At 58.4% G+C, this 21201-nt stretch carries 21 protein-coding genes; 18 read left to right on the top strand and 3 right to left on the bottom strand.

The window, feature by feature from the left end; genetic code table 11:
* Position 1 precedes the first annotated feature (1 nt).
* From prpB to QBL02_RS06925, 6 genes are all read left to right on the top strand, one after another.
* Positions 2-901, top strand: a complete 900-nt coding sequence (gene prpB, locus QBL02_RS06950) for a methylisocitrate lyase (RefSeq protein ID WP_282725661.1) — start codon at positions 2-4, stop codon at positions 899-901.
* Positions 902-909: 8 nt separating this feature from the next.
* The gene (locus QBL02_RS06945) at positions 910-2094 is read left to right on the top strand and encodes a bifunctional 2-methylcitrate synthase/citrate synthase (protein WP_282725660.1); all 1185 of its coding nucleotides are present in this window, start codon (positions 910-912) and stop codon (positions 2092-2094) included.
* Between the two features lie 197 nt (positions 2095-2291).
* Entirely contained in the window at positions 2292-3407 is a 1116-nt protein-coding gene (locus QBL02_RS06940; protein ID WP_282725659.1) for an ABC transporter substrate-binding protein, read from the top strand.
* A gap of 122 nt (positions 3408-3529) precedes the next feature.
* Positions 3530-4369: an ABC transporter permease gene (locus QBL02_RS06935; RefSeq protein ID WP_349238637.1), complete on the top strand. Its 840-nt coding sequence runs from the start codon at positions 3530-3532 to the stop codon at positions 4367-4369.
* A complete protein-coding gene (locus tag QBL02_RS06930; RefSeq protein ID WP_282725657.1) occupies positions 4366-5277 on the top strand; it encodes an ABC transporter permease subunit in 912 nt (303 codons plus the stop codon). Before QBL02_RS06935 ends, QBL02_RS06930 begins: the two co-directional genes overlap by 4 nt.
* Positions 5270-6373, top strand: coding sequence for an ABC transporter ATP-binding protein (locus tag QBL02_RS06925; RefSeq protein WP_282725656.1), 1104 nt, complete (start codon positions 5270-5272; stop codon positions 6371-6373). Before QBL02_RS06930 ends, QBL02_RS06925 begins: the two co-directional genes overlap by 8 nt.
* Positions 6374-6482: 109 nt before the next feature.
* Here QBL02_RS06925 and QBL02_RS06920 read toward each other — a convergent pair whose 3' ends face one another.
* The 3 genes from QBL02_RS06920 to QBL02_RS06910 form a co-directional block, all read right to left on the bottom strand.
* Positions 6483-7619, bottom strand: a complete 1137-nt coding sequence (locus QBL02_RS06920; protein WP_282725655.1) for a class I SAM-dependent methyltransferase — start codon at positions 7617-7619, stop codon at positions 6483-6485.
* A gap of 128 nt (positions 7620-7747) precedes the next feature.
* The gene (locus QBL02_RS06915) at positions 7748-8158 is read right to left on the bottom strand and encodes a DUF4190 domain-containing protein (protein ID WP_282725654.1); all 411 of its coding nucleotides are present in this window, start codon (positions 8156-8158) and stop codon (positions 7748-7750) included.
* Positions 8159-8265: 107 nt separating this feature from the next.
* The gene (locus QBL02_RS06910; RefSeq protein WP_282725653.1) at positions 8266-8718 is read right to left on the bottom strand and encodes a DUF4190 domain-containing protein; all 453 of its coding nucleotides are present in this window, start codon (positions 8716-8718) and stop codon (positions 8266-8268) included.
* 272 nt (positions 8719-8990) lie between these two features.
* On the opposite strand from QBL02_RS06910, the gene groES reads away from it, so the two are divergent.
* From groES to QBL02_RS06850, 12 genes are all read left to right on the top strand, one after another.
* Positions 8991-9287, top strand: coding sequence for a co-chaperone GroES (gene groES / locus QBL02_RS06905; RefSeq protein WP_282725652.1), 297 nt, complete (start codon positions 8991-8993; stop codon positions 9285-9287).
* 101 nt (positions 9288-9388) lie between these two features.
* Positions 9389-10390 carry an Lrp/AsnC family transcriptional regulator gene (locus QBL02_RS06900; RefSeq protein ID WP_282725651.1) on the top strand — a complete coding sequence of 334 codons (1002 nt, stop codon included), beginning with the start codon at positions 9389-9391 and terminating at the stop codon, positions 10388-10390.
* Between the two features lie 315 nt (positions 10391-10705).
* Entirely contained in the window at positions 10706-12190 is a 1485-nt protein-coding gene (locus QBL02_RS06895; protein WP_282725650.1) for an aldehyde dehydrogenase family protein, read from the top strand.
* Entirely contained in the window at positions 12190-12930 is a 741-nt protein-coding gene (locus QBL02_RS06890; RefSeq protein ID WP_282725649.1) for a gamma-glutamyl-gamma-aminobutyrate hydrolase family protein, read from the top strand. Before QBL02_RS06895 ends, QBL02_RS06890 begins: the two co-directional genes overlap by 1 nt.
* Positions 12931-12983: 53 nt before the next feature.
* Positions 12984-13457, top strand: coding sequence for a DUF3830 family protein (locus QBL02_RS06885; protein WP_282725648.1), 474 nt, complete (start codon positions 12984-12986; stop codon positions 13455-13457).
* 60 nt (positions 13458-13517) lie between these two features.
* A complete protein-coding gene (locus QBL02_RS06880) occupies positions 13518-14600 on the top strand; it encodes an ABC transporter substrate-binding protein (RefSeq protein WP_282725647.1) in 1083 nt (360 codons plus the stop codon).
* Between the two features lie 9 nt (positions 14601-14609).
* Positions 14610-15437 (top strand): ABC transporter permease, encoded by an 828-nt coding sequence (locus QBL02_RS06875; protein WP_282725646.1) that lies wholly within the window; start codon positions 14610-14612, stop codon positions 15435-15437.
* 3 nt (positions 15438-15440) lie between these two features.
* Positions 15441-16244 (top strand): ABC transporter permease, encoded by an 804-nt coding sequence (locus tag QBL02_RS06870; RefSeq protein ID WP_282725645.1) that lies wholly within the window; start codon positions 15441-15443, stop codon positions 16242-16244.
* Positions 16241-17296 carry an ABC transporter ATP-binding protein gene (locus tag QBL02_RS06865; protein WP_282725644.1) on the top strand — a complete coding sequence of 352 codons (1056 nt, stop codon included), beginning with the start codon at positions 16241-16243 and terminating at the stop codon, positions 17294-17296. The genes QBL02_RS06870 and QBL02_RS06865 overlap by 4 nt, the downstream gene beginning before the upstream one ends.
* 9 nt (positions 17297-17305) lie before the next feature.
* Entirely contained in the window at positions 17306-18250 is a 945-nt protein-coding gene (gene rarD / locus QBL02_RS06860; RefSeq protein WP_282725643.1) for an EamA family transporter RarD, read from the top strand.
* 134 nt (positions 18251-18384) lie between these two features.
* Entirely contained in the window at positions 18385-19887 is a 1503-nt protein-coding gene (gene guaB / locus QBL02_RS06855; RefSeq protein ID WP_282725642.1) for an IMP dehydrogenase, read from the top strand.
* Positions 19888-20074: 187 nt separating this feature from the next.
* A complete protein-coding gene (locus tag QBL02_RS06850; protein ID WP_282725641.1) occupies positions 20075-21196 on the top strand; it encodes a GuaB3 family IMP dehydrogenase-related protein in 1122 nt (373 codons plus the stop codon).
* Positions 21197-21201: the final 5 nt, after the last annotated feature.

Genomic DNA, 21201 nt, shown 5'->3' with positions numbered 1-21201 from the left:
CATGTTGTACTCATCAACCAGCGCCGAACAGAAGCGTCTACGTTTTCGTGAAGAACTCGAAAGCGGACGACTGCTTCGCATGCCTGGCGCTTTCAACCCACTCTCGGCCCGCCTGATCGAACGCAAAGGCTTTGACGGCGTCTACATCTCTGGCGCGGTGCTCTCAGCTGACCTCGGCCTGCCAGATATCGGCCTCACCACCCTCACCGAGGTTGCGAATAGGGGCGCACAGATTGCGCGCACCACCGAGCTTCCGACGCTGATCGACGCTGACACCGGTTTCGGTGAGCCGATGAACGCCGCACGCACCGTGCAAGAGATGGAAAACGCTGGCATCTCGGGTCTGCACATTGAAGACCAGATCAACCCGAAACGCTGCGGACACCTCGACGGCAAAGAGGTGGTTGGTCTCGACATTGCTGTGCGTCGAATTCGTGCGGCAGTTGAGGGCCGTCGCGACCCCAACTTCTTGATCATGGCGCGCACCGATGTGCGTGCGGTCGAGGGGCTTGAAGCTGCGAAAGATCGCGCAAAGGCACTCGTCGACGCGGGAGCTGACGCAATCTTCCCTGAGGCAATGCGGACGCTCGAAGAGTTCGAAGCAATTCGCTCAGCTGTCGACGTACCAGTACTCGCAAACATGACAGAGTTCGGCAAGAGCGAGCTATTTACCACCTCGCAGCTTGAGAGCGTAGGCATCAACATGGTGATCTGGCCAGTTTCGCTTTTGCGGATCGCAATGGGCGCAGCTGAGCGGGCACTTGACGCTCTGAACGAGCACGGCACACTGACCAGCCAGCTGGGCAATATGCAGCATCGTGCAGAACTCTATGAACTGATCAGCTACGAAGATTACGCTGGGTTCGACTCGAACATCTACACCTTCAACGTCGAAAGGTAGCGTGTGCAATGACCGAGATCTATAAGGGGCTCGCTGGGGTAGTAGTCGATGAGACTGCTATCTCGAAAGTGAACCCAGAGACCAACTCACTCCTGTACCGGGGCTTTCCAGTGCAGGAACTCGCGGCCACTCAGCCGTTTGAAGCGGTCGCCTATCTGCTTTGGCACGGTGAGCTGCCGAACCCGGAGCAGTTGGCACAGTTGCGGGCCGAGGAGCGCGAGCATCGCGCGCTCGCCGCAAATGTGAAGCAGGCCATCGACCTCCTGCCGCTCAGCGCACATCCGATGGATGAAGCGCGTACCGCGGTGAGTGTCATCGGCGCTTCAGACGTGCAAGGCGCTGGGTCGGTGTTTGACGCCGCTGGCAGTCCCGAAGAGAATCTCCGTCGCAGCATTCGCCTCTACGCGGCGCTGCCGGCGATCGTCGCCTACGGTCAGCGCCGCAGACGAGGTCAAGAGATCGTGCCACCGCGCGATGACCTTGACTACGCAGCCAACTTCCTATGGATGACTTTTGGCGAAGAATCAGACGAGATTGTGATTGACGCGTTCAACCGCTCAATGATTCTCTACGCAGAGCACTCATTTAATGCCTCGACCTTCACCGCGCGCGTTATCGCCTCAACTCTGAGCGATCTGTACTCGTCAGTGGTTGGCGCAATTGGTGCGCTGAAGGGGCCGCTGCACGGCGGTGCAAACGAAGCAGTTCTGCATATCTTCAACGACATTGGTTCGGCCGAGAACGTGGTGCCGTGGCTCGACAAAGCTCTGGCCGAGAAGCGCAAGATTATGGGCTTCGGGCACCGAGTATACAAACGGGGTGACTCTCGCGTGCCAACCATGAAAAGCGCGCTTGACACCCTGATTGAGCACTACCAGCGCCCCGATGTGGCCGAGCTTTACGCCAAGCTCGAAGAAGAATTTGTGTCGCGCAAGGGTATCTACCCGAACCTTGATTACCCATCAGGTCCGGCCTACAACCTGATTGGGTTTGACACACTCACCTTCACCCCACTGTTTATTGCATCGCGTGTTACCGGTTGGACAGCGCACGTGATGGAACAGAGCGCATCAAACGCTCTGATTCGCCCACTCTCGCTCTACAACGGTGTCGATGAACGTCACATCGAGGGGTATCAAGCAGACGCGGAGCAGCTACGCGCAAATGATCGTGCTGCTGAATCTGCTGAGTGATCCAGCGCGAAAACCAGCACAAACTCGCCATAACATCGAGAACTCATGAAAACCTGTTCATGAGGCCGAAAACGAAGCGTCACCATCCGTTCACTCGGAGGTGACGTTTCGTCTTTTTGCGGTGCTACTTTCCTTTTCGAAGCCCACTTTCCGGTTCGCATACAAGGCGAACGGGTGGGTCCGTAAAGGGGAATGTTGTGAATCGTCGTTCACTCGTCGCGGCAGGTGCCGTGGCAACCATCGCAATGCTCGGCCTCTCGGCTTGCAGCTCTGGCACCTCGACCAGTCCAGAAGGCTTTGACGCGGCAACCGCAACCAGCGCCGAAGACTTCGGTGGCTTTGACGCGCTCGTCAAAGCAGCGCAGGAAGAGGGCGAGCTTAACGTTGTAGCTCTGCCAGAGACCTGGGCAAACTACGGCAAGATCATCAAGGGTTTTGAAGACGAGTACGGCATCACCGTGAACTCGGCCTCACCAGACGCATCAAGCGCCGAGGAAATTCAGGCAGCTGACAACCTGCGTGGCCAAGACACCGCCCCAGATGTGTTCGACCTCGGCGCAGCCGTTGCGCTCTCGAGCACCGACTACTTTGCGCCTTACCAGGTGCAGGCTTGGGAAGACATTCCGGCAGAGAACAAAGAGGCTAGCGGCCTCTGGGTAAACAACTACACCGGTGTCATGTCGATCGGCTACGACTCGTCGAAGTTTGACGCACCGACCTCGCTCGATGATCTGCTCGACGCAAAGTACAAGGGTTCAGTTGCTCTGAACGGTGACCCGACTCAGGCCGGCGCAGCTTTCGCTGGCGTTGGCATGGCAACCCTGCAGGGTGGCGGCGAACTCGACAACTTCCAGACCGGTGTTGATTTCTTCTCGAAGCTCAACGCAGCAGGTAACTTCCTGCCAGTTGACCCAACCCCAGCCACTATCGCGTCGGGTGAAACCCCGGTTGTTATCGACTGGTCGTTCAACAACATTGGCCAGCAGGCCGATACCCCGAACTGGGAGAACGCAGTGCTGCCAGGCACCGCGTACGTTTCGTTCTACAACGAGGCAATCAACAAGGACGCACCAAACCCAGCGGCAGCTCGGCTGTGGCAGGAATGGATCTACAGCGACACCGTGCAGAACCTCTACCTTGAAGCTGGCGCATTCCCAGTGCGACTTGCTGCGATGGACAAGGCCGGCACCGTAGACAAGAAAGCTCTCGAAGCCGCTGGCGGTCTGCCAGACGAGCAGGAGACTGCAAGTCCTGAGCAGATCGATGCAGCGAACGCACTGCTCGCAACTGAATGGCCAAAGATCATCGGCTAATTTCGTTCGCCAGGCGGCGACATGAGAGCCTCCGCCTAGAGAACACCTCCGTACCGACTATTGACGCCAGATCGGCAGCAATAGTCGGTACGGCGTTCTAACCACTAACGATGAGAGAACGAATGAAGAAGTGGCTTGGCCTCACGCCGTTCGCGCTGTACGTGCTGATCTTTCTTGCGGTGCCAGCGGTACTCGCGATTGGCACCGGATTTTTTGCGGCAGACGGTTCGCTCACCCTCGACAATTTTGCAAAACTCACCGACCCCATCGTGCTCGGTTCCTTCTGGGCAACGATCTGGATTAGTGCACTCACGGCGGGCATTGGCGCCCTGCTCGGTGGCCTACTCGCTTTCGCTCTTACCGGCGCCCCAGCGACCAGTGCGCTGCGCCGTGCGATTGACTCGGCGGCAAGCGTGCTCGCACAATTTGGCGGCGTAATGCTCGCATTCGCTTTTATCGCGACCATTGGCATTCAGGGCCTAGTGACGGTCTCGCTGCGCGAATGGTTCGGTATCGACATCTTCGCCGAAGGCGTGTGGCTGTATCAGCTACCCGGCCTGATTTTGCCGTATCTGTACTTTCAAGTGCCACTCATGGTGATTGTGTTTTTGCCTGCGATGGAGGGGTTACGCAGGGAATGGGCAGAAGCCTCAGCAACCCTCGGCGGCAACTCATTTACCTATTGGACGAGGATCGCGGGGCCAATTCTCGCGCCCTCGTTCTTAGGCTCGCTGCTACTGCTTTTCGCCAACGCGTTTTCGTCATACGCAACGGCAGCTGCACTGATCAGTCAGGGCGCGCAAATTGTGCCGCTACAGATCCGTTCGGCACTGATTTCAGAAACCGGGGCTTCACGCGCCAACACTGCCGGTGCGCTCGCGCTCGGCATGCTCCTCGTGATGCTCATTGTGATGATCGGCTATTCGGCGCTGCAGCGTAGGGCCGCGAGGTGGCAGCGATGAAACACACAAAACCGATTGCCGCCGCTGTCTCAGGTCAGCCGCCAGCCTGGCTACGTCGCACCATCCTGATTGTGATCTGTGGCGTCTTCGTGGTGCCGCTGATCGCAATGTTTGAGTTCACTCTGCGCCAGCAAGACGGCGGGTACGGCGTGCAACACTGGGCCGCACTCTTCGATCCCGAGAACGCGCGAATGTATCGAAACCTCGTGAAGGGCATCGGCAATTCGCTGTTGCTCGCTGCGATCACGATCGCCATCGTGTGGGTGCTGTTCTTGCCCACTATTGTGCTGGTGCACCTGCAGTTTCCGAGGTTGGCCCGAGCATTTGAAATGCTCACTATCTTGCCGATCGCTATTCCTGCGATTGTGCTCGTCGTCGGTCTGGCGCCGCTCTACCGAGTGATTGTGCAGATCTTCGGTGGCGATATTTGGACCCTCGCGCTCGCCTATGGCATTCTCGTGCTGCCTTTTGCTTACCGTGCAATCGTCTCTGAACTGCAAGGAATGGGCGCGAAGACTCTCGTCGAAGCGGCCCGATCGCTCGGCGCCAACTGGATCACCGTGCTCTGGCGCGTGATCGTGCCTGGAGTGCGTCACGGCCTGACCAGCGCAACCCTGATCACCGCAGCCGTAGTGCTCGGCGAGTTCACGCTGTCTTCGCTGCTGAACAGGGTGACTCTGCAGGTCGCACTCGTCGAGGTATCAAAAAGCGACCCCTATGCGGCCGTCATCACCTCATTGCTTTCGCTGACTGCTGTGTTTGTGTTGCTGTTCGTTTTCGCTTCGATTCGCCCCAAGGGGCAGCGTGCTCGCAGAGCCGGTCGATCCAACGCGAAAAAAGATGTGACTGCTGCGACTGGGCCCGCTGCAACGACTAACGAATCAAAGGAGGTCAGCGCGAATGGCTGACACGACAGGCACCCCAATTCGATTTGAGGGCGTGACCAAGGCGTATGGCGACACCACTGTGTTGCACGGCATCGATCTTGACATCGCGCCGGGGGAGTTCATTGCGTTGCTGGGGCCCTCCGGCTGCGGCAAAACCACCATGCTGCGCTGCCTTGCGGGTCTTGAACAGCCGACGAGCGGGCGAATTCTGCTTGCTGGGGAAGACATTTCTCCGGTGCCCGTCAACAAGCGCGACATGTCTGTGGTGTTTCAGGCCTACTCGCTGTTTCCGCATATGACGGTTGCGCAAAATGTTGGTTTTGGTCTTGAGATGCGCAAGGTTTCGAAAGCGGAGCGTGCGACTCGTGTCGGTGAAGCGCTTGAACTTGTCGGGCTCGGGCACACCGCGGATCGATTCGCGCACCAACTATCTGGTGGACAGCAGCAGCGTGTGGCACTTGCTCGTGCGCTCGTTACTCGCCCGCGCGCGTTGCTGCTCGATGAGCCGCTTTCTGCGCTTGACGCAAAAGTGCGCGTGCGGTTGCGCGACGAGATCAAGGCGATTCAGATGGAACTTGGGATCACCACGATCTTTGTGACGCATGACCAGGAAGAAGCTCTCGCGGTGGCGGACCGGGTGGCAGTGATGCGCGATGGGGTCATCGAGCAGCTCGGCGCACCAGAAGATCTGTACCGCCGCCCGGCAACTCCGTTCGTAGCAAGTTTTATCGGCGAATCAAACCGTTTGCCCGGTGTGCTGAGCGGTGAAAACGTGACGATTGCTGGTGCGGTGCTGCCGGTATTGCCTGGCAGCGTGGGATCACTCACCGGCTTGACCGGGCCGGGGCTTGCCGGTGAGGTGTCGGTTACTGCCTTTGTGCGCCCCGAACAATTGCGGTTGGCGCCAGCAGGTGTTGCTGGGGTGCAGGGTGCCGCCGGCGGCATGCCTGCCGCTGTGGTGTCGAGCGGCTTTTTCGGCGCGCACCGCCGCACTGTGGTTCGCGCGAATTCTGGCGAGATGATCACGGTGCAGCACAGCGCAAGTGAGCAGTTTGCCTCAGATGAGCAGGTGCAGTTGGTGTTTCTCGGCGATCCGGTCGCCGTCGAGCCCCGCTAGGGGCATCGCCCAGTACGGTTGCCCTAGGCGATCTCGATGGGGCGCTGGATCGGCCGGGCCAGTAGCACAGCACAGTGCTGTGCAGCACTGTGTACCGTGCGCGAGCGGGCTAGAGGCGCTCGGCGAGAAGCGCCGTATGCTTCCCTGCGACTCTAGTAAGGAAAAGTGTGGCCGAGTTTGGGCCGCGAAGCCGCAAACGTTTGCGCAGTTCGGCAGGGTCTACGTCAGCGCCGCGTTTCTTGATTTCAAGCGTGCCAATGCCGCGCTCGGCGAGAGCCCGTTTGAGCTGTTTCTCAGAGCTTGGCAACTGTTCAGTAATGCGAAAAGTCTGCGCGAACGGTGTCGACACTGCTGAATCACTTGTCAGATATGCGATTCCATCACTCAGCATGCCGGCACTCAGTTGCTCGGCAAGCAGACCGATGAGGCGGGCACGAATCACCGAGCCATCTGGTTCGTGCAGGTATTCGCCAAGGCCACGCACATCAACGTCGTCGGCATCGGCCGAAGCGTGAAGTTCGTGTGCGTCTGCGCCGCGTAACACCAGCGCCGACCTGGTCACCCCGGGCCGAGCTAGCGGACCAAACCACACCCCGGTCTCAACCAACTGGCCATCAATTGATACCCACTGGGCTTCAGCCTCCGGCGGCAGCAACTCACGGTCAAGGCCAGGCCCGAGCTTCACTCCGGTGGGGAGCTGTTCGGCAAGGCCAAAAGCGAACGTGAGCGAGGGGGAGTAGTCGTCCGGGTTTGCGAGGCGTTTGGTGTTGCGATGCCCCGAAGTGCGCCGGGCAGGGTCGAGAAACGCGCCGCCAACGCCGAGAAGCGAGGTCTGCTGTGCGTCGCCTACGAGCACCTCAGTCTGGCTGGCGGCTTCGCCCAGCGCGGCGGGGCCAAGGTTATGGGCAGCGACGCGAGCGGTAAACGGATCAAGCTCCACCGCGCGAACGCCAAGGCCCGCGCGGGCAAAGGCCATCGATTCGCTGCCGATACCGCAGCCAAGGTCAGCGACGACATTGCATTCGGCCCTGGCGAAACGCTCGGCGTGCAGATTCGAGACTGCAATGCGGCTTGCCTGTTCAAGTCCGGCCTGAGTGAACAGCATGTTTGCTGCTGCACCACCAAATTTGAGGCGAGCTTTGCGACGCAGATCGACCTGCGACAGTAGTGCCGCAACTTCGTCGCCAGCTACACCGTCGGCGCGCAGTCGTGTGCCGAGCGCAAGCGATGTCGCGCCCTGCTGCAAATCACTCTCAAGCTGTTTGAGGCGATCCAGCGCATCTGACGCGAACAGCGCCTCCCAGCCGGGAGGCGCTGCCGCTGAAATGGGCTCGGCCGCACCCGAGTTGGATGCGGCCGAGAGTGAAGCGTTAATTAGTAGCCTGCGCCGCTTGAGACTGCGGCTGCGCCCAGCACGCCGATCACAATGACGAAGATGATCAGGCCAATGATCCAGCCAGCGAGGCCGATGTAGCCAACGATCAGGCCGGTCATGGCCATGCCGCGGCCACCTTCGCCACTGGTCTTCAGCTGCTTGAGGCTCATGTGGCCAAGCACCACGCCAACGATGCACAGCACGCCGAATGAGAACCAGCCGACGATCGACGAGATCATCGAAATGACCGCGAGGGTGTTGGTTGGTGCGCTGGCTGCTGGGGCAGCAGGAGCGGCCTGGTAAACAGGTGCTGCAGGTGCCGCTGGTGCCGCGTAAGCGGGTGGTGCAGTCGGCTCCTGCACCGGAGCCTCAGGCTGCTGCTGGAAGCTCGGATCTTGAGGGTTCGACATGCTCACTCCTGGGTTGTAGTTGGGCGAGAATCGCCCGCTGATGTCAGCAACTCAATTATTTCACATGGCCTAGAAAAGCACCGAGATTTTGTTGCTGTCGCTTGGGTTTAGTAGTAATAGCCGTTCATCATTGATCCCATCGAAGCGAAGAAAAAGCCGATGATGCTCACGTAGGTAAGCATGAAAATCAAGATGAGAGCGATCGAGGCGTAGCCAAGAATTACACCGGTGAGTGCGAGGCCGCGGCCTGCATCACCATTGCGCTTAATCTGGCTGAGTGCGAGGTGGCCAAAGATGATGCCAAAAATTGGTGAGAGCATCACGGTGAGAATTGAGACCAGTGCATAGGTGTTGGTCTGGCCGACAGTGGTGGCCTGTTGAACCTGCGGTACCTGCTGTGCGGGCTGCTGTGGCACGGGAGCTGCCTGGTACTGCTGATAGACCGGTGCTGCCGGTGCTGCCGGTGCTGCGGCGGGTGCTGCAGACGCAACTGGCGCGGTCGGCTGTGGCACGGTCTCAGCCTGTGGCTGCTGGAAGTTCGGGACTTCTGGGTTCGACATCATCGCTCCTGTGATTCGGTGGTCGTGTATATGCTGTTGTGCGCCCTGGACCGTTGATTATTTCACGTTTTTTCAGGCTTGAACAGGGATTGCCGCTGTGAGTCCCTTGGCAGGGTCGAACGCGCCAAGAAGGTTGGTGTGTTCGCTGTTCGCGATCCTTCGCTGAATCATTGGCACTCGCCTTGCATGAGTGCCAATAGTCGCCCTAGACTCATTTCTAGGGTGCCTGAAGGGGCACCAAACTCGTAGTCACCTTTAGAAAGAGGTCAACCGTGTCGGTGAGCATCAAGCCGCTTGAAGATCGTATTGTCATCAAGCAGGTCGAAGCTGAGCAGACCACTGCTTCGGGTCTTGTCATTCCCGATAGCGCCAAGGAGAAGCCCCAGGAGGGCGAGGTCGTGGCAGTTGGCCCGGGTCGTATCGACGACAACGGCAACCGCGTGCCTCTCGACATCGCTGTTGGCGATCTCGTGATCTACTCGAAGTACGGCGGCACCGAGGTGAAGTACGGCGGCGAAGAGATGCTCGTGCTCTCGGCTCGCGACGTGCTCGCAGTGGTTGTGCGCTAACGCATAGTTTTTCAAAAGATCAGGGTTGACGCCGCGCGTCGGCCCTGATCTTTTTTTGTCTGTGCTTCTTGCTGGTACTGTCTCACTCAGGAAAGGCGCCAATGCAGGAGTTTGAAGACATTACCTTCGATGCGACTGATCAGCAGATTGCGGCTGCGCTGCAAACGAACGGTCGGGCCTCATGGGGTGAGATTGCGCGTGCCCTGCAATTGCCAGAGCGCACGGTCGCTCGTCGCGGTCAGAATCTTTTTGACCGCGGATTCATTCGGGTGTCGACCTACGTTGATGTGAAGCGTGTGCTGCACGTGCGTGCCGTGCTTTTGCGCATCACCACACAATCGGGCGAACTCTGGTCTGTTGCAAGACTTCTCGCGCGTATTCCGTTTGCTTCTTCTGTCTCGGTGCTTGAGGGCAGCAACGATATTGCTGGCATGTTTTTGCCGCGTGACGAGTCTGAACTGCGTGACCTCTTGCAGCGTGTGATTCCGCAGATGCCTGGCATCACCTCGTTGAATGCCTCAACTGTGCTGAAGTTTTACCGTTCCGGGCATGACTGGTCGCCAGGAATTCTGAGTGGCGCTCAGCATGACGCACTCGATCAGCACCTGGTGCCCGGTGAACTTCCGGTGGATCCGGATGATGCGATCTCGCCTGAAGAAAATCAAATGATTGAGTTCTTGCTTGAGGACGGGCGTATGCCGGTGTCTCGGCTCGCAAAGGAGCTCGGGGTAAGTGTTGCTACGGCGCGACGCCGCATGGATTCTCTCACCCAGCGCGGTCTGATGTATCCGCGCACCGAGGTGGTGCCTCGGGTCTTTGGCTTGGGCCTTGAGGCACTGGTCTGGTTCAAAGCTCCGATGAAGCATCTTGAAGAAATTGGCGAGGATCTGGCTCGTGCGGTTGAGGTGAAATTCATCGTGGCAACCACCGGGGTCTCGCAGTTGCTTGCCAATATTTTGGTCACCGACGAAGAAGCTTTTTATAACTTCCTTACCGGCGACACGATTACGAAGCATGAGGGGCTTGAAGTGCACGATTCACTTGTCGTGCTGACTCCTGTGCTTCGCGGGTCGCTCTTTGTGGATCAGGGGCAAGGCCTCTAGCTCACCGTTTTTCAAAACCCTGCACCCGATTTTGGGTGCAGGGTTTTTGGTTTTGTGCCCGCATTTGCCGTGCGGGCGGAAGTTTGGCGAGATTCCGATTTGGGGGTGGTCACCTGTAAAACCGCCGTTCCAGAGGGGAACGGTATACCAGGCCGGTGGTTTGCGGCGTGGTCGAGTTGGTGAACAATTTGCCTAATGTGGCTGAGATTAATCATCAGCAAACCCAAAGTGGCGGAAGTGCATCAAATGTGTGTTATGTTTGGCGTACTGAGTTAATCCGAGCAGCGTCTCGGGAAAATTAGCAAGGAGGCTTCCGTGTTCGACGCAACTCGAGTTCCCTGGAACGACATTCGTGACCAGGTTGAATTCCCAACTCGTCTATTTGTGAACGGAAGCTGGGTTCAGGGCAGCGGAGACGCACTCACCCTGGTGAGCCCCCGCAACGGCGAAAACCTCGCAACCATCGAGACCGCTTCGGTAGCTGACGTTGACCTTGCGGTTCAATCGGCACGCGAAGCATTTGAATCACGTATCTGGTCGGGCCTCGCACCACGCGAACGCGGTCAGATCATGATGGCTTTTGCACAGAACGTGCACGATCACGCCGAAGAGCTCGCGCTGATGATCTCGCTTGAGATGGGTAAGCCGGTGAGCGAGGCCCTGCAGACCGAGCTTCGCGCCGTCGTGAACTGCCTTCGCTGGTACGGCGAAGCCGCAGACAAGATCGTTGACGAGGTGCCAGTTACGGCTCCTGGATCACTCGCACTCGTGACGCGTGAAGCAGCCGGCGTGGTTGCAGCGATCGTGCCATGGAACTTCCCGCTCACCATGACCGCATGGAAGCTTGGCCCGTCACTTGTTGCCGGCAACAGCGTCGTGCTGAAGCCAGACGAGCACACCAGCGCTTCGGCCCTGATGCTCGGCAAACTCGCCTTTGACGCAGGCATTCCAGCTGGCGTGCTGAACGTAGTCCCGGGATACGGTCGCGTCGCTGGCCGAGCCCTCGCTGAGCACCACGACGTCGACGTCTTGACCTTCACCGGTTCAACCGGCGTTGGCCGTGCACTGCTTGAGTATTCGGCGCAGTCGAACGGCAAGCGCGTTTGGCTTGAACTTGGTGGCAAAACCCCGAGCGTGGTGCTCGAAGATGCAGACTTCGTGCAGGCAGTTACCTCGAGCGCGCAGGGTTGCTTCTACAACATGGGTCAGATGTGCACCGCGGCCTCGCGCCTCCTGGTGCCAGAGCACCTGCTTGAGCAGGCTGTCGAAATCGCTACCGAGGTTGCAAAATCAATGAGCCCAAGCGATCCGATGGATCTTGCTTCGGCCAACGGCTCGCTGGTCAGCGCAACTCACCTTGAGCGCGTTCGCGGCTTCGTTGATCGGGCGAAAGCATCGGGCACACGTATCTATGAAGCCGAGCTCTCAAGTGAGCTTGCCGCAGACGGATCATACTTCGCGCCGGTTGTCGCGGTCGTTGATCCAACGCACGAGCTTGCACAGAATGAGGTCTTCGGACCAGTGCTCGCGGTGATCCCTTACCGCAGCGAAGAAGAAGCACTCGAAATTGCAAACGGCACCGAATACGGACTCGCGTCCGTGCTCTGGACGCAGAACCTGACCAAGGCACATGAGCTTAGCCGCAAGCTGCGCTCTGGCGTGGTCTGGGTCAACTGCTTCGAAGAAGGCGACATGACCATTCCCTTCGGCGGAGTGAAGGGTTCAGGCTTTGGCCGAGATAAGAGCCTGCACGCGATTGAAAAGTTCACCGACCTCAAGACGACTTGGATTCAGCTCTAATGCCCGCACCAATTATTGGAATCACCACCTGGCGCCGTCCGATCCCAACTCAGCTCGGTCAGGGACGCCCGTCACACACCATCGGTGTTGAATATGCCGATGCGATCATCGAAGCCGGGGGAGTGCCAGTACTACTGCCGCCCTCAACCGATCCAGCGGCAATCATTGACCGTCTCGACGGCCTGCTGCTCTCGGGCGGCGAAGACGCAGACCCCTCGCTCTACGGCGCTGAGCCAGAAGCGGGCAAGAGCTACTCGGCAGATCGCGATGAGTTCGAGAGCCAGCTCGCGCGTCTCGCACGTGAGCGCAATCTGCCAACCCTCGCGATTTGCCGCGGCCTGCAGGTAACCAACGTCGCCTTTGGCGGCTCGTTGGTCGTTGATCTTCCTGCAACCGATGTGCACGAGACCGTGGTCGACGGTGTAGAGCAGCTGCACCGTCGCCACGCGGTTCGTTTTGCTCCAGAAAGCATGCTTGCAAAGGCATACGGTACGCAAGAGCGCACCGTAAACACGATTCACCACCAGGCAGTTGACCGTGTCGCCGAGGGCTTTGTTGCTACCGCACACGCAAACGACGGTGTGATCGAAGCAATTGAAGCTACCGACGGCTGGCCATTGCTTGCCGTTCAATGGCACCCAGAGAAGCTCTCTGAGCCAAACGAGGTTCAGGAAGAGCAGCTGCTCTTCAACTCGTTCTTGCAGACCGTGAAGGCGTCGCTCGAACAGTCACCGGCTTAACTACCCCCTCAACACATACGACTCTTACAAAAGTCGAAAGGAAACAACACATCATGGCGAAGAAGATTTTCCTCGAGTACGCAAACGGTACTCGCGCGATCGCAACTCTCCTCGAAGAAGACGCACCAGAGACCTGCAAGGTTATGTGGCAGGCGCTCGAGAACCCAGTGACCATGGAAGCCCTGCACGCAATGTACGCAGGCCCAGAGGTCATGGTTGGCCTGCCAGAGGAAGCTCAGGTATTCGACGCAGCTGCAGTGCCAGCTGAAAACCAGCAGGTTATCCCAGCTCCGGGCGACCTGCAGTGGTACTGGCAGCGTCCAATGCAGATGGGCGGCCTGCCGTTCGAGTGGTGGGAGATTGGTGTCTTCTACGACCGCGGCGCACGTACCTTCGGCCCACTCGGCTTCACCCCAGTGAACATCTGGGCGACCATCACCGAGGGTCTCGCTGAGTTCGCTAAGGAATCAGCTGCTATTCGCTTCGACGGAGCAAAGCAGCTGACCATCGGTCGTCTCTCCGAGTAACCCACACTCAACATTTAGATATTTCATACGAGTAACATCACACATTCAAAGGAGAACATCGTGAAATTCAAAAGAGTCCTATTCAGTGGCGTAGCTGCCATCGGCGCACTTGCGCTTGCTGCTTGTTCAGCTTCCGGTACAGATGCCGGTAGCGATGACAGCAACAAGCCATACGCTGGCCAGAAACTGGTTGTCACCACCTTCGGTGGCGACTGGGAGAAGGCTTTCGTCGAGGCAGTTGTCGACCCCTTCACCGAAGAGACCGGTGCAAAGGTTGAGCTGGTTACCCTGTACAGCGCTGACGCACTTGCTCAGCTGACTGCACAGAAGGCAAGCCCACAGCTCGACGTTGTGCACTTCTCGGGTGGCCAGGAGTTCAACGCTGCAACTGACGGCCTGATCGAAAAGATCGAGCCTGCTGATCTGAAGAATTTCGATGATCTCGCTGATGTTGCAACCGCAGGCCTCGAGCACGGTGAGGGCCCAGCAATCCAGCTGGCTCCCATCGGCCTGGTCTACAACACCGAATCTGGCGCAGACCGCCCAGATTCATGGCTCGACGTGTTCGATCCTCAGTACGCGGGTCACCTCGCACTGACCGACCTGTCGAACACCTATGGTCTGCTTTCGATGCTGCGCCTCTCGGACGTTGAGGGTGGCGGAATCGATAACGCAGCTCCAACGATCGACAAGCTTGGTGCGCTCGTATCGAAGGGTGATGCCATTGTTGTACCAACCTCGCCAGACCTGCAGAGCGCTTTCGCTCAGCGTGACACCTGGCTCGCGCCTTACTCGATGGATTACGCGGGTACCCTGAAGGATGCTGGTCTTCCAGTTGAATTCATCACCCCGAAGGAAGGCGCTGGCGCGTCACTGATTACCGCTAACGTGGTTTCGGGTCGCGACACCACCGAGCTCGCAAAGCTCTTCGTTGACTTCGAGCTGAGCCCGAAGGCACAGCAGGTCTTCGCAGAGAAGATGCGCTACTCACCAGTAAACCTGAAGGCTGAAATCTCAGGCGACCTCGCGAAAGAGGTTCTGACCGGTGACGAACTCGATTCGCTCGTCACCTACGCACCTGGCACCCTGGCACCAAAGCGCCAGAGCTGGGTGGACGCCTGGAACACCGCAATTACCAACTAAGGTCTGCATATGAACGAGAGAACCCGTAAGGAGCCATTGCTCCTGCTCCTGCCGGCGGCGGTACTGCTGCTGCTCGGATTTGTGACCCCGGTCACTGCCATGCTTCTGATGAGCGTTCAGTCGCCGGCAGGCGGGTTCACTCTCGAGAACTTCCAGCGGCTCTTTGAGTCGCAGTACAACCTGCAAGCGGCATGGCGTTCGCTTCGACTCGGTGTTGTACAAACCCTTGTGACGATTATGATCGCGCTTCCGCTTTCATACCTGATGTCACGTGCTTCTTCGAAGCTCCGGTCGTTCTTGCTGATTGTTGTGATCCTGCCGCTGATGACCAGCGTCGTGGTCCGCACCTTCGGCTGGGTTGTTCTGATGGGACCCAACGGTCTGATGATGAAGGTGCCAGGCGCTGAAATGCTCGTCAAGGGCACTCAGGGCTTCCTCGGAACCGAGGTCGGTGTCACCATCGCGATGGTCCAAGTGCTTCTGCCGTTCGCCGTGCTTTCCATCCTTGGTGTTATTTCAGGCATCAAGCCTCAGCTTGAAGAAGCAGCACGCACCCTTGGCGCCGGTTACTGGCGCTCACTCTGGCACGTCGTCTTCCCGCTTACTCTGCCGGGAATCGTCGCCGGTGCCTCACTTGTCTTCGTGCTCTCCGTGAGCTCGTTCATTACGCCACGATTTATTGGTGGCGCTCAGATTCCCGTATTCGCGCAGACCATCTACGTTGATGCCACCACGAACCTCGATTGGCCATTCGCTGCTGCACAGGCAGTGATGCTCTTCGCCGGTGTCATGCTCGTGTTGATCGCTACCGCCAGACTCGGGCGCACGAAGGGCTAAACAATGGTCAAATCCATCCCACTCCTCGCAAAGATCGCGGCAGTTCTGCTCGTCATTGCGGTCACCGTTTACATGCTTATGCCACTGATCGTGGTGGCCGGAGCATCGATCGGCACCAGCCGATTCCTGACGTTCCCGCCTTCTGGCTTCTCAGCTGAGTGGTACATCGAAGCGCTCACCACCGACACCTACCTGGCTCCGTTCCGACTCAGCCTGCTGGTCGGCGTGGTGACCGCAATTTGCTCGGCAACACTCGGCACAGCCGCCGCGCTCGCGCTCACCCGCTTCAACATTCCAGGATCGGGCGCGATCCAGGCGTTCCTGATGTCGCCGCTTACCCTGCCAACGATCATCCTTGCCATTGGCGCACTCTCGGTTGCTTCGATGACAATCGGATCGCCAAACATTTGGGTGCTGATCGTGATTCACACAGTGATCACCATTCCGTATGTGATGCGTACGGTGACCGGTGTGATGGCGCGACGCGATCCATTTATTGAGGAAGCCGCTAGAACTCTCGGCGCAAGCGCCTGGAACCGCTACCGCTTGGTGGTGCTTCCAGTGGCTCGTCCCGGTATTGCTGCTGGTGCGTTCTTCGCCTTCAATATCTCCTTCGATGACGCTGTCATCGCGCTGTTCCTGCGCACTCCGCAACTGGAAACCCTTCCCATTGCGATCTACGGACAGCTTGAATACAGCACCTCACCTACAGTTGCAGCCGTCTCAACCATGATGGTGTTGTTGACCGTTGTGCTGATCCTGATTCTTGAAAAACTTATTGGCCTAGGAAAGATGTTTGTCTCATGAGCACCTTGACGATTGATCACGTAAAGAAGAGCTTCAAAGCGACCGAGGTGCTCAAGGGCGTCGACCTTGAGGTCGCGTCTGGTGAGTTCATCTCACTGCTCGGACCATCGGGCTGTGGTAAAACCACGCTGCTGCGTTGCATCGCTGGCTTGGAGTCGGTTACCTCTGGTCGTGTGCTGATTGGTGAGCAGGATGTCACCAACCTGCCGCCAGAGAAGCGTCACCTTGGCATGATGTTCCAGAGCTATGCGCTGTTCCCACACATGAGTGTGCGTGAGAACGTTCGCTTTGGTTTGCGCATGGAAGGCAAGCAGTCAAAGAAGGAGCAGCTCGAAATCGCAACCAATGCGCTCGAGCGCGTGCAGATGGGCCACCTCGCCGATCGTATGCCAACTCAGCTTTCGGGTGGACAGCAGCAGCGTGTGGCTCTCGCCCGCGCAATTGCGAACACCCCGAGCCTGCTGCTGCTTGATGAGCCACTCTCGAACCTGGATGCGCGTCTTCGCGAAGACATGCAGATTGAGCTGAAGGAGCTGCACCGCTCACTTGGCGTCACCACCGTGTTCGTGACTCACGACCAGGAAGAAGCGCTTAGCCTCTCCGACCGCATCGTGCTGATGAACGGCGGCGTTGTCGAGCAGGTCGGCACTCCAGACGAGATCTACTCGACCCCGAGGACCGCGTTTGCGGCTGACTTTATTGGTGCAGCGAACCTGCTGCCTGCCAAGAAGCAGGGTCAGACCGTTGTCACCGAGACCGGTGCGCACGCGCTCGCAGTACAGTCGGATGCAGCTGATGGTGCGGGCAACGTGATGGTTCGTCAGGAAGATCTGTTGATCGCTGCCGAAACCGGCGCTGAGACTCCGATTGCTGTTGAGATTCTCACCAAGGTGTACCGCGGTGCTGATGTTGTCTACGTAGTGGACTTCGCTGGCAAGCACATCCGTGTGATTGCTCCAGGTCACGCCGCGCAGATTCCTGTTGGAAGCGCCGCAATTGGTGTGCGCGCCGGTGCAGCACAGTGGATTCCTGAGAGCGTCAACGCCGCTTAAGCTGGAGTAGTGCAACAACGCCTCGGATACGTATACGGCTTCGCCGCCTATCTCTGCTGGGGCGCGTTCCCGCTCTACTTCATCATGCTCTCCGGGCCCAACCCGTTTGAGGTTGTGCCCTGGAGAGTGCTTTCAGCACTCGCGTTCTGCCTCATCGCAGTTTCGCTCTTGCGTCAGTGGGGGCCAGTCGGGCAGATCTTCCGATCCGGAAGGACGCTCGGCTGGTTCGCGCTGAGCTCGGTGCTTCTTTACGCCAACTGGCAGATTTATGTGATCGGTATTACCACCGGTCACGTCGTCGAGACCGCGCTCGGCTATTTCATTAACCCGCTTGTCACCATCTTGATTGGTGTGGTGTTCCGCAAAGAGCGGCTCACCAACGCGCAGTGGGTTGCGGTGGGTATCGCCGCTATCGGAGTTACTGTGAGCGCAATTGCGTACGGTAAGTTTCCGTTTATCGCGCTCGGCCTGGCGCTCACCTTTGGTCTGTATGGTGCGGTTCGCAAACACTTGAGCGCTGGGTACAGCGCGCTGACCGCGCTCACGGTTGAGACGATGTTCGGCACCGTACTTGCTGTGGTTCAGCTGATCGTGATCAGCGTTGTCGTGGGGTCGCTCTCCGCGTTCACCTTTGGCGCACAGACCACGATTGTGCTGCTGCTGAGCGGTACCGTGACGGCTATTCCGCTGTTGCTTTTTGCAGCTGGCACAAAACGTCTGCCGCTATCGACTATGGGCTTCATCCAGTTCATTACGCCTATTCTGACCTTCCTCACCGGCTACTTCTTGCTGAATGAGGAGATGTCACTCGCGCGTTGGATCGGCTTTGTCGCTGTTTGGGTCGCACTCGTGGTGCTCGTGACAGACATTCTGTACAGAATGCGCAAGCAATCACGCACAATTACCGAACCAATGACAAATACCGACACAATTGCCGTGCAATCTGGCGGATAGCCGTGAGCTTCTGAGTGATCGGAATATTCTCGCCTCCGCGACGATTACACTTAGATACACAGACTGCGCGGTCGTAAGCGGAGTTATTCGCTTTGACCGAATCACCACCCCCGACCTTCAGAAGAGGCGCAAATATGGAACAGCGCGATCCGTTCGCTTTCACCGGTTTGACCTACGACGATGTGCTGCTGCTGCCAGCACACACTGATGTGATCCCAAGCGAAGCTGATACTGCGACCCAGTTCACTCGCCGGATCCGCCTTGGCATGCCACTGATCTCTGCTGCGATGGATACCGTGACTGAGACCCGTATGGCTATCGCTATGGCCCGCAATGGCGGCATCGGCATTCTGCACCGCAACCTCTCTATTACCGATCAGGCCGAGATGGTTGATCGTGTGAAGCGCAGCGAAGCTGGCATGATCACGAACCCAGTGACTACGACCGTGAACGCTACGGTTGCCGAGGTAGACGCGATTTGCGGCGAGTACCGTGTGAGCGGTCTGCCTGTGGTTGACGATGCAGGTGTGCTCGTCGGTATCATCACAAACCGCGATATGCGATTTATTTCGCACGAGGATCGCAAGACCATGCGCGTGGCCGACGCCATGAAGCCGATGCCACTGATCACTGGTTTCCCTGGAATCACCCGCGCTGCCGCTGCTGAACTCTTCAAAGAGCACCGCATTGAGAAGCTGCCACTTGTTGACGGCAATGGCAAGCTGACCGGTTTGATCACTGTGAAGGACTTCGACAAAGAAGAAGAGTATCCAAACGCTGCCAAGGATGAGGCTGGTCGCCTTCGAGTTGGCGCGGCTATGGGTTTCTTTGGTGACGCGATGGATCGCGCTGGGGCGCTTGTCGACGCCGGTGTTGATGTGCTCGTTGTTGACACTGCAAACGGTGACAGTAAGGGCGTGCTCGACATTATCCGCCAGCTCAAGAGCGATCCGGCATTTGCCGGTATCGACGTGATCGGTGGAAACGTTGCGACGTTCGCTGGCGCAAAGGCGCTGGTTGATGCTGGCGTTGACGCTGTGAAGGTTGGCGTTGGCCCAGGCTCGATTTGCACCACCCGCGTCATCGCTGGTGTTGGTGTGCCACAGGTTACTGCTGTGTATGAGGCGGCTCGTGCGGCAACCCCTGCCGGTGTGCCAGTGATCGCCGATGGTGGTTTGCAGCACTCGGGCGATATCGCTAAGGCGCTCGTTGCCGGTGCTTCTTCGGTGATGATCGGTTCGCTTTTCGCAGGTACTGATGAAAGCCCAGGGGATCTGGTTTTCATGGGTGGCAAGCAGTTCAAGAACTACCGCGGTATGGGCTCGCTTGGCGCGCTGCAGACCCGTGGTGAGCGCACTTCTTACTCGAAGGACCGTTACTTCCAGGCTGATGCTTCGAGCGATGAGAAGCTGATTCCAGAGGGCATCGAGGGGCAGATTGCCTACCGTGGCCCACTGCGGTCGGTTGCGCATCAGCTGGTGGGCGGTCTGCGTCAATCGATGATGTACGTTGGCGCGCACACGATCGATGAGCTCAAGGCTCGTGGCGAGTTTGTGCGTATTACCGCTGCCGGTCTGAAGGAATCGCACCCTCACGATGTGCAGATGGTCGTAGAAGCTCCTAACTACCGCCGCTAACAAGCAGTCCGAAGCCCCGTCCATCTTGCGTGTCGAGATGTGCGGGGCTTCGTCGTACCCATCGTCTCGCGTATTTCCCTCTGTCGTCTTGTGCTTCGCCGCAAGAACGCGGGCTAAGGGAGGGAGTGGTGAAGGGTGAGACATGCCGATGGGGTAGCGCACAGGATGAAGTCGATAGACTGTTCGGGTGAGCAACGAGATCGAGATCGGCCGCGGCAAGCGCGCAAGGCGTGTCTACACTTTCGACGAGATTGGAATTGTGCCTACCCGGCGCACTCGCGATCCAGAACTGGTGTCAACCAACTGGACGATTGACGCGTTCCAGTTCGACATCCCAGTACTTGGCGCACCAATGGACTCGGTTATGTCACCAGCAACCGCGATTGCTCTTGGCAAGCTCGGTGGTCTCGGTGTACTCAACCTTGAAGGGCTCTGGACTCGCTATGAAGACCCACAGCCAGTGCTCGACGAGCTCGCACGTCTGGGTGATGATGCTGCGGCAGTGAAGCGTATGCGTGAGCTGTACTCGGCGCCAATCAAGCCAGAACTGATCCGTGATCGTCTCGGCGAGATTCGCGATGCGGGTGTCACCGTGGCTGGCGCACTCTCGCCACACCACACCGCAGAGTTCAGCGAAACCGTGATCGGTGCCGGCGTAGATCTCTTTGTGATCCGCGGCAATACCGTATCTGCTGAACACGTTTCTGTTGCTGGCCGTGAGCCGCTAAACCTGAAGCAGTTCATCTATGAACTTGATGTACCTGTCATTGTCGGCGGCGCAGCTACCTACCAGTCGGCGCTGCACCTGATGCGTACGGGTGCTGCGGGTGTACTCGTAGGATTCGGCGGGGGAGCTTCGTCAAGCACCCGCGTCACTCTCGGCATTCGCGCACCGATGGCAAGTGCTATTGCCGATGTCGCTGGAGCGCGTACCGACTATCTCGATGAGTCGGGTGGCCGCTATGTGCACGTGATCGCCGACGGTGGTCTCGGTTCTTCTGGAGACATGATTAAGGCAGTTGCTTGTGGCGCTGACGCAGTGATGCTCGGAGCGGCTCTCGCGCGTGCAACCGACGCGCCAGGTCAGGGATGGCACTGGGGGCAAGAGGCCTACCACGACGAACTGCCACGCGGTAAGCGTATGCAGGTCGGCAGTGTTGCACCGCTCGAAGAGATCATCTCGGGTCCAGCGCACTCGGCTGACGGCAGTGCGAACTACATTGGTGCGCTGCGTCGCGCCATGGCAACCACCGGCTACAGCGAACTCAAGGAGTTCCAGCGCGTCGGTGTCGTCTACGCAGAACGGTAAGCGCT

Origin of the sequence: Leucobacter sp. UT-8R-CII-1-4 (assembly GCF_030010235.1) — a bacterium.
Taxonomy (GTDB): Bacteria; Actinomycetota; Actinomycetes; order Actinomycetales; family Microbacteriaceae; genus Leucobacter.
The sequence above is the reverse complement of the archived record's forward strand: the minus strand, read 5'-3'. Positions and strand labels throughout refer to the sequence as shown.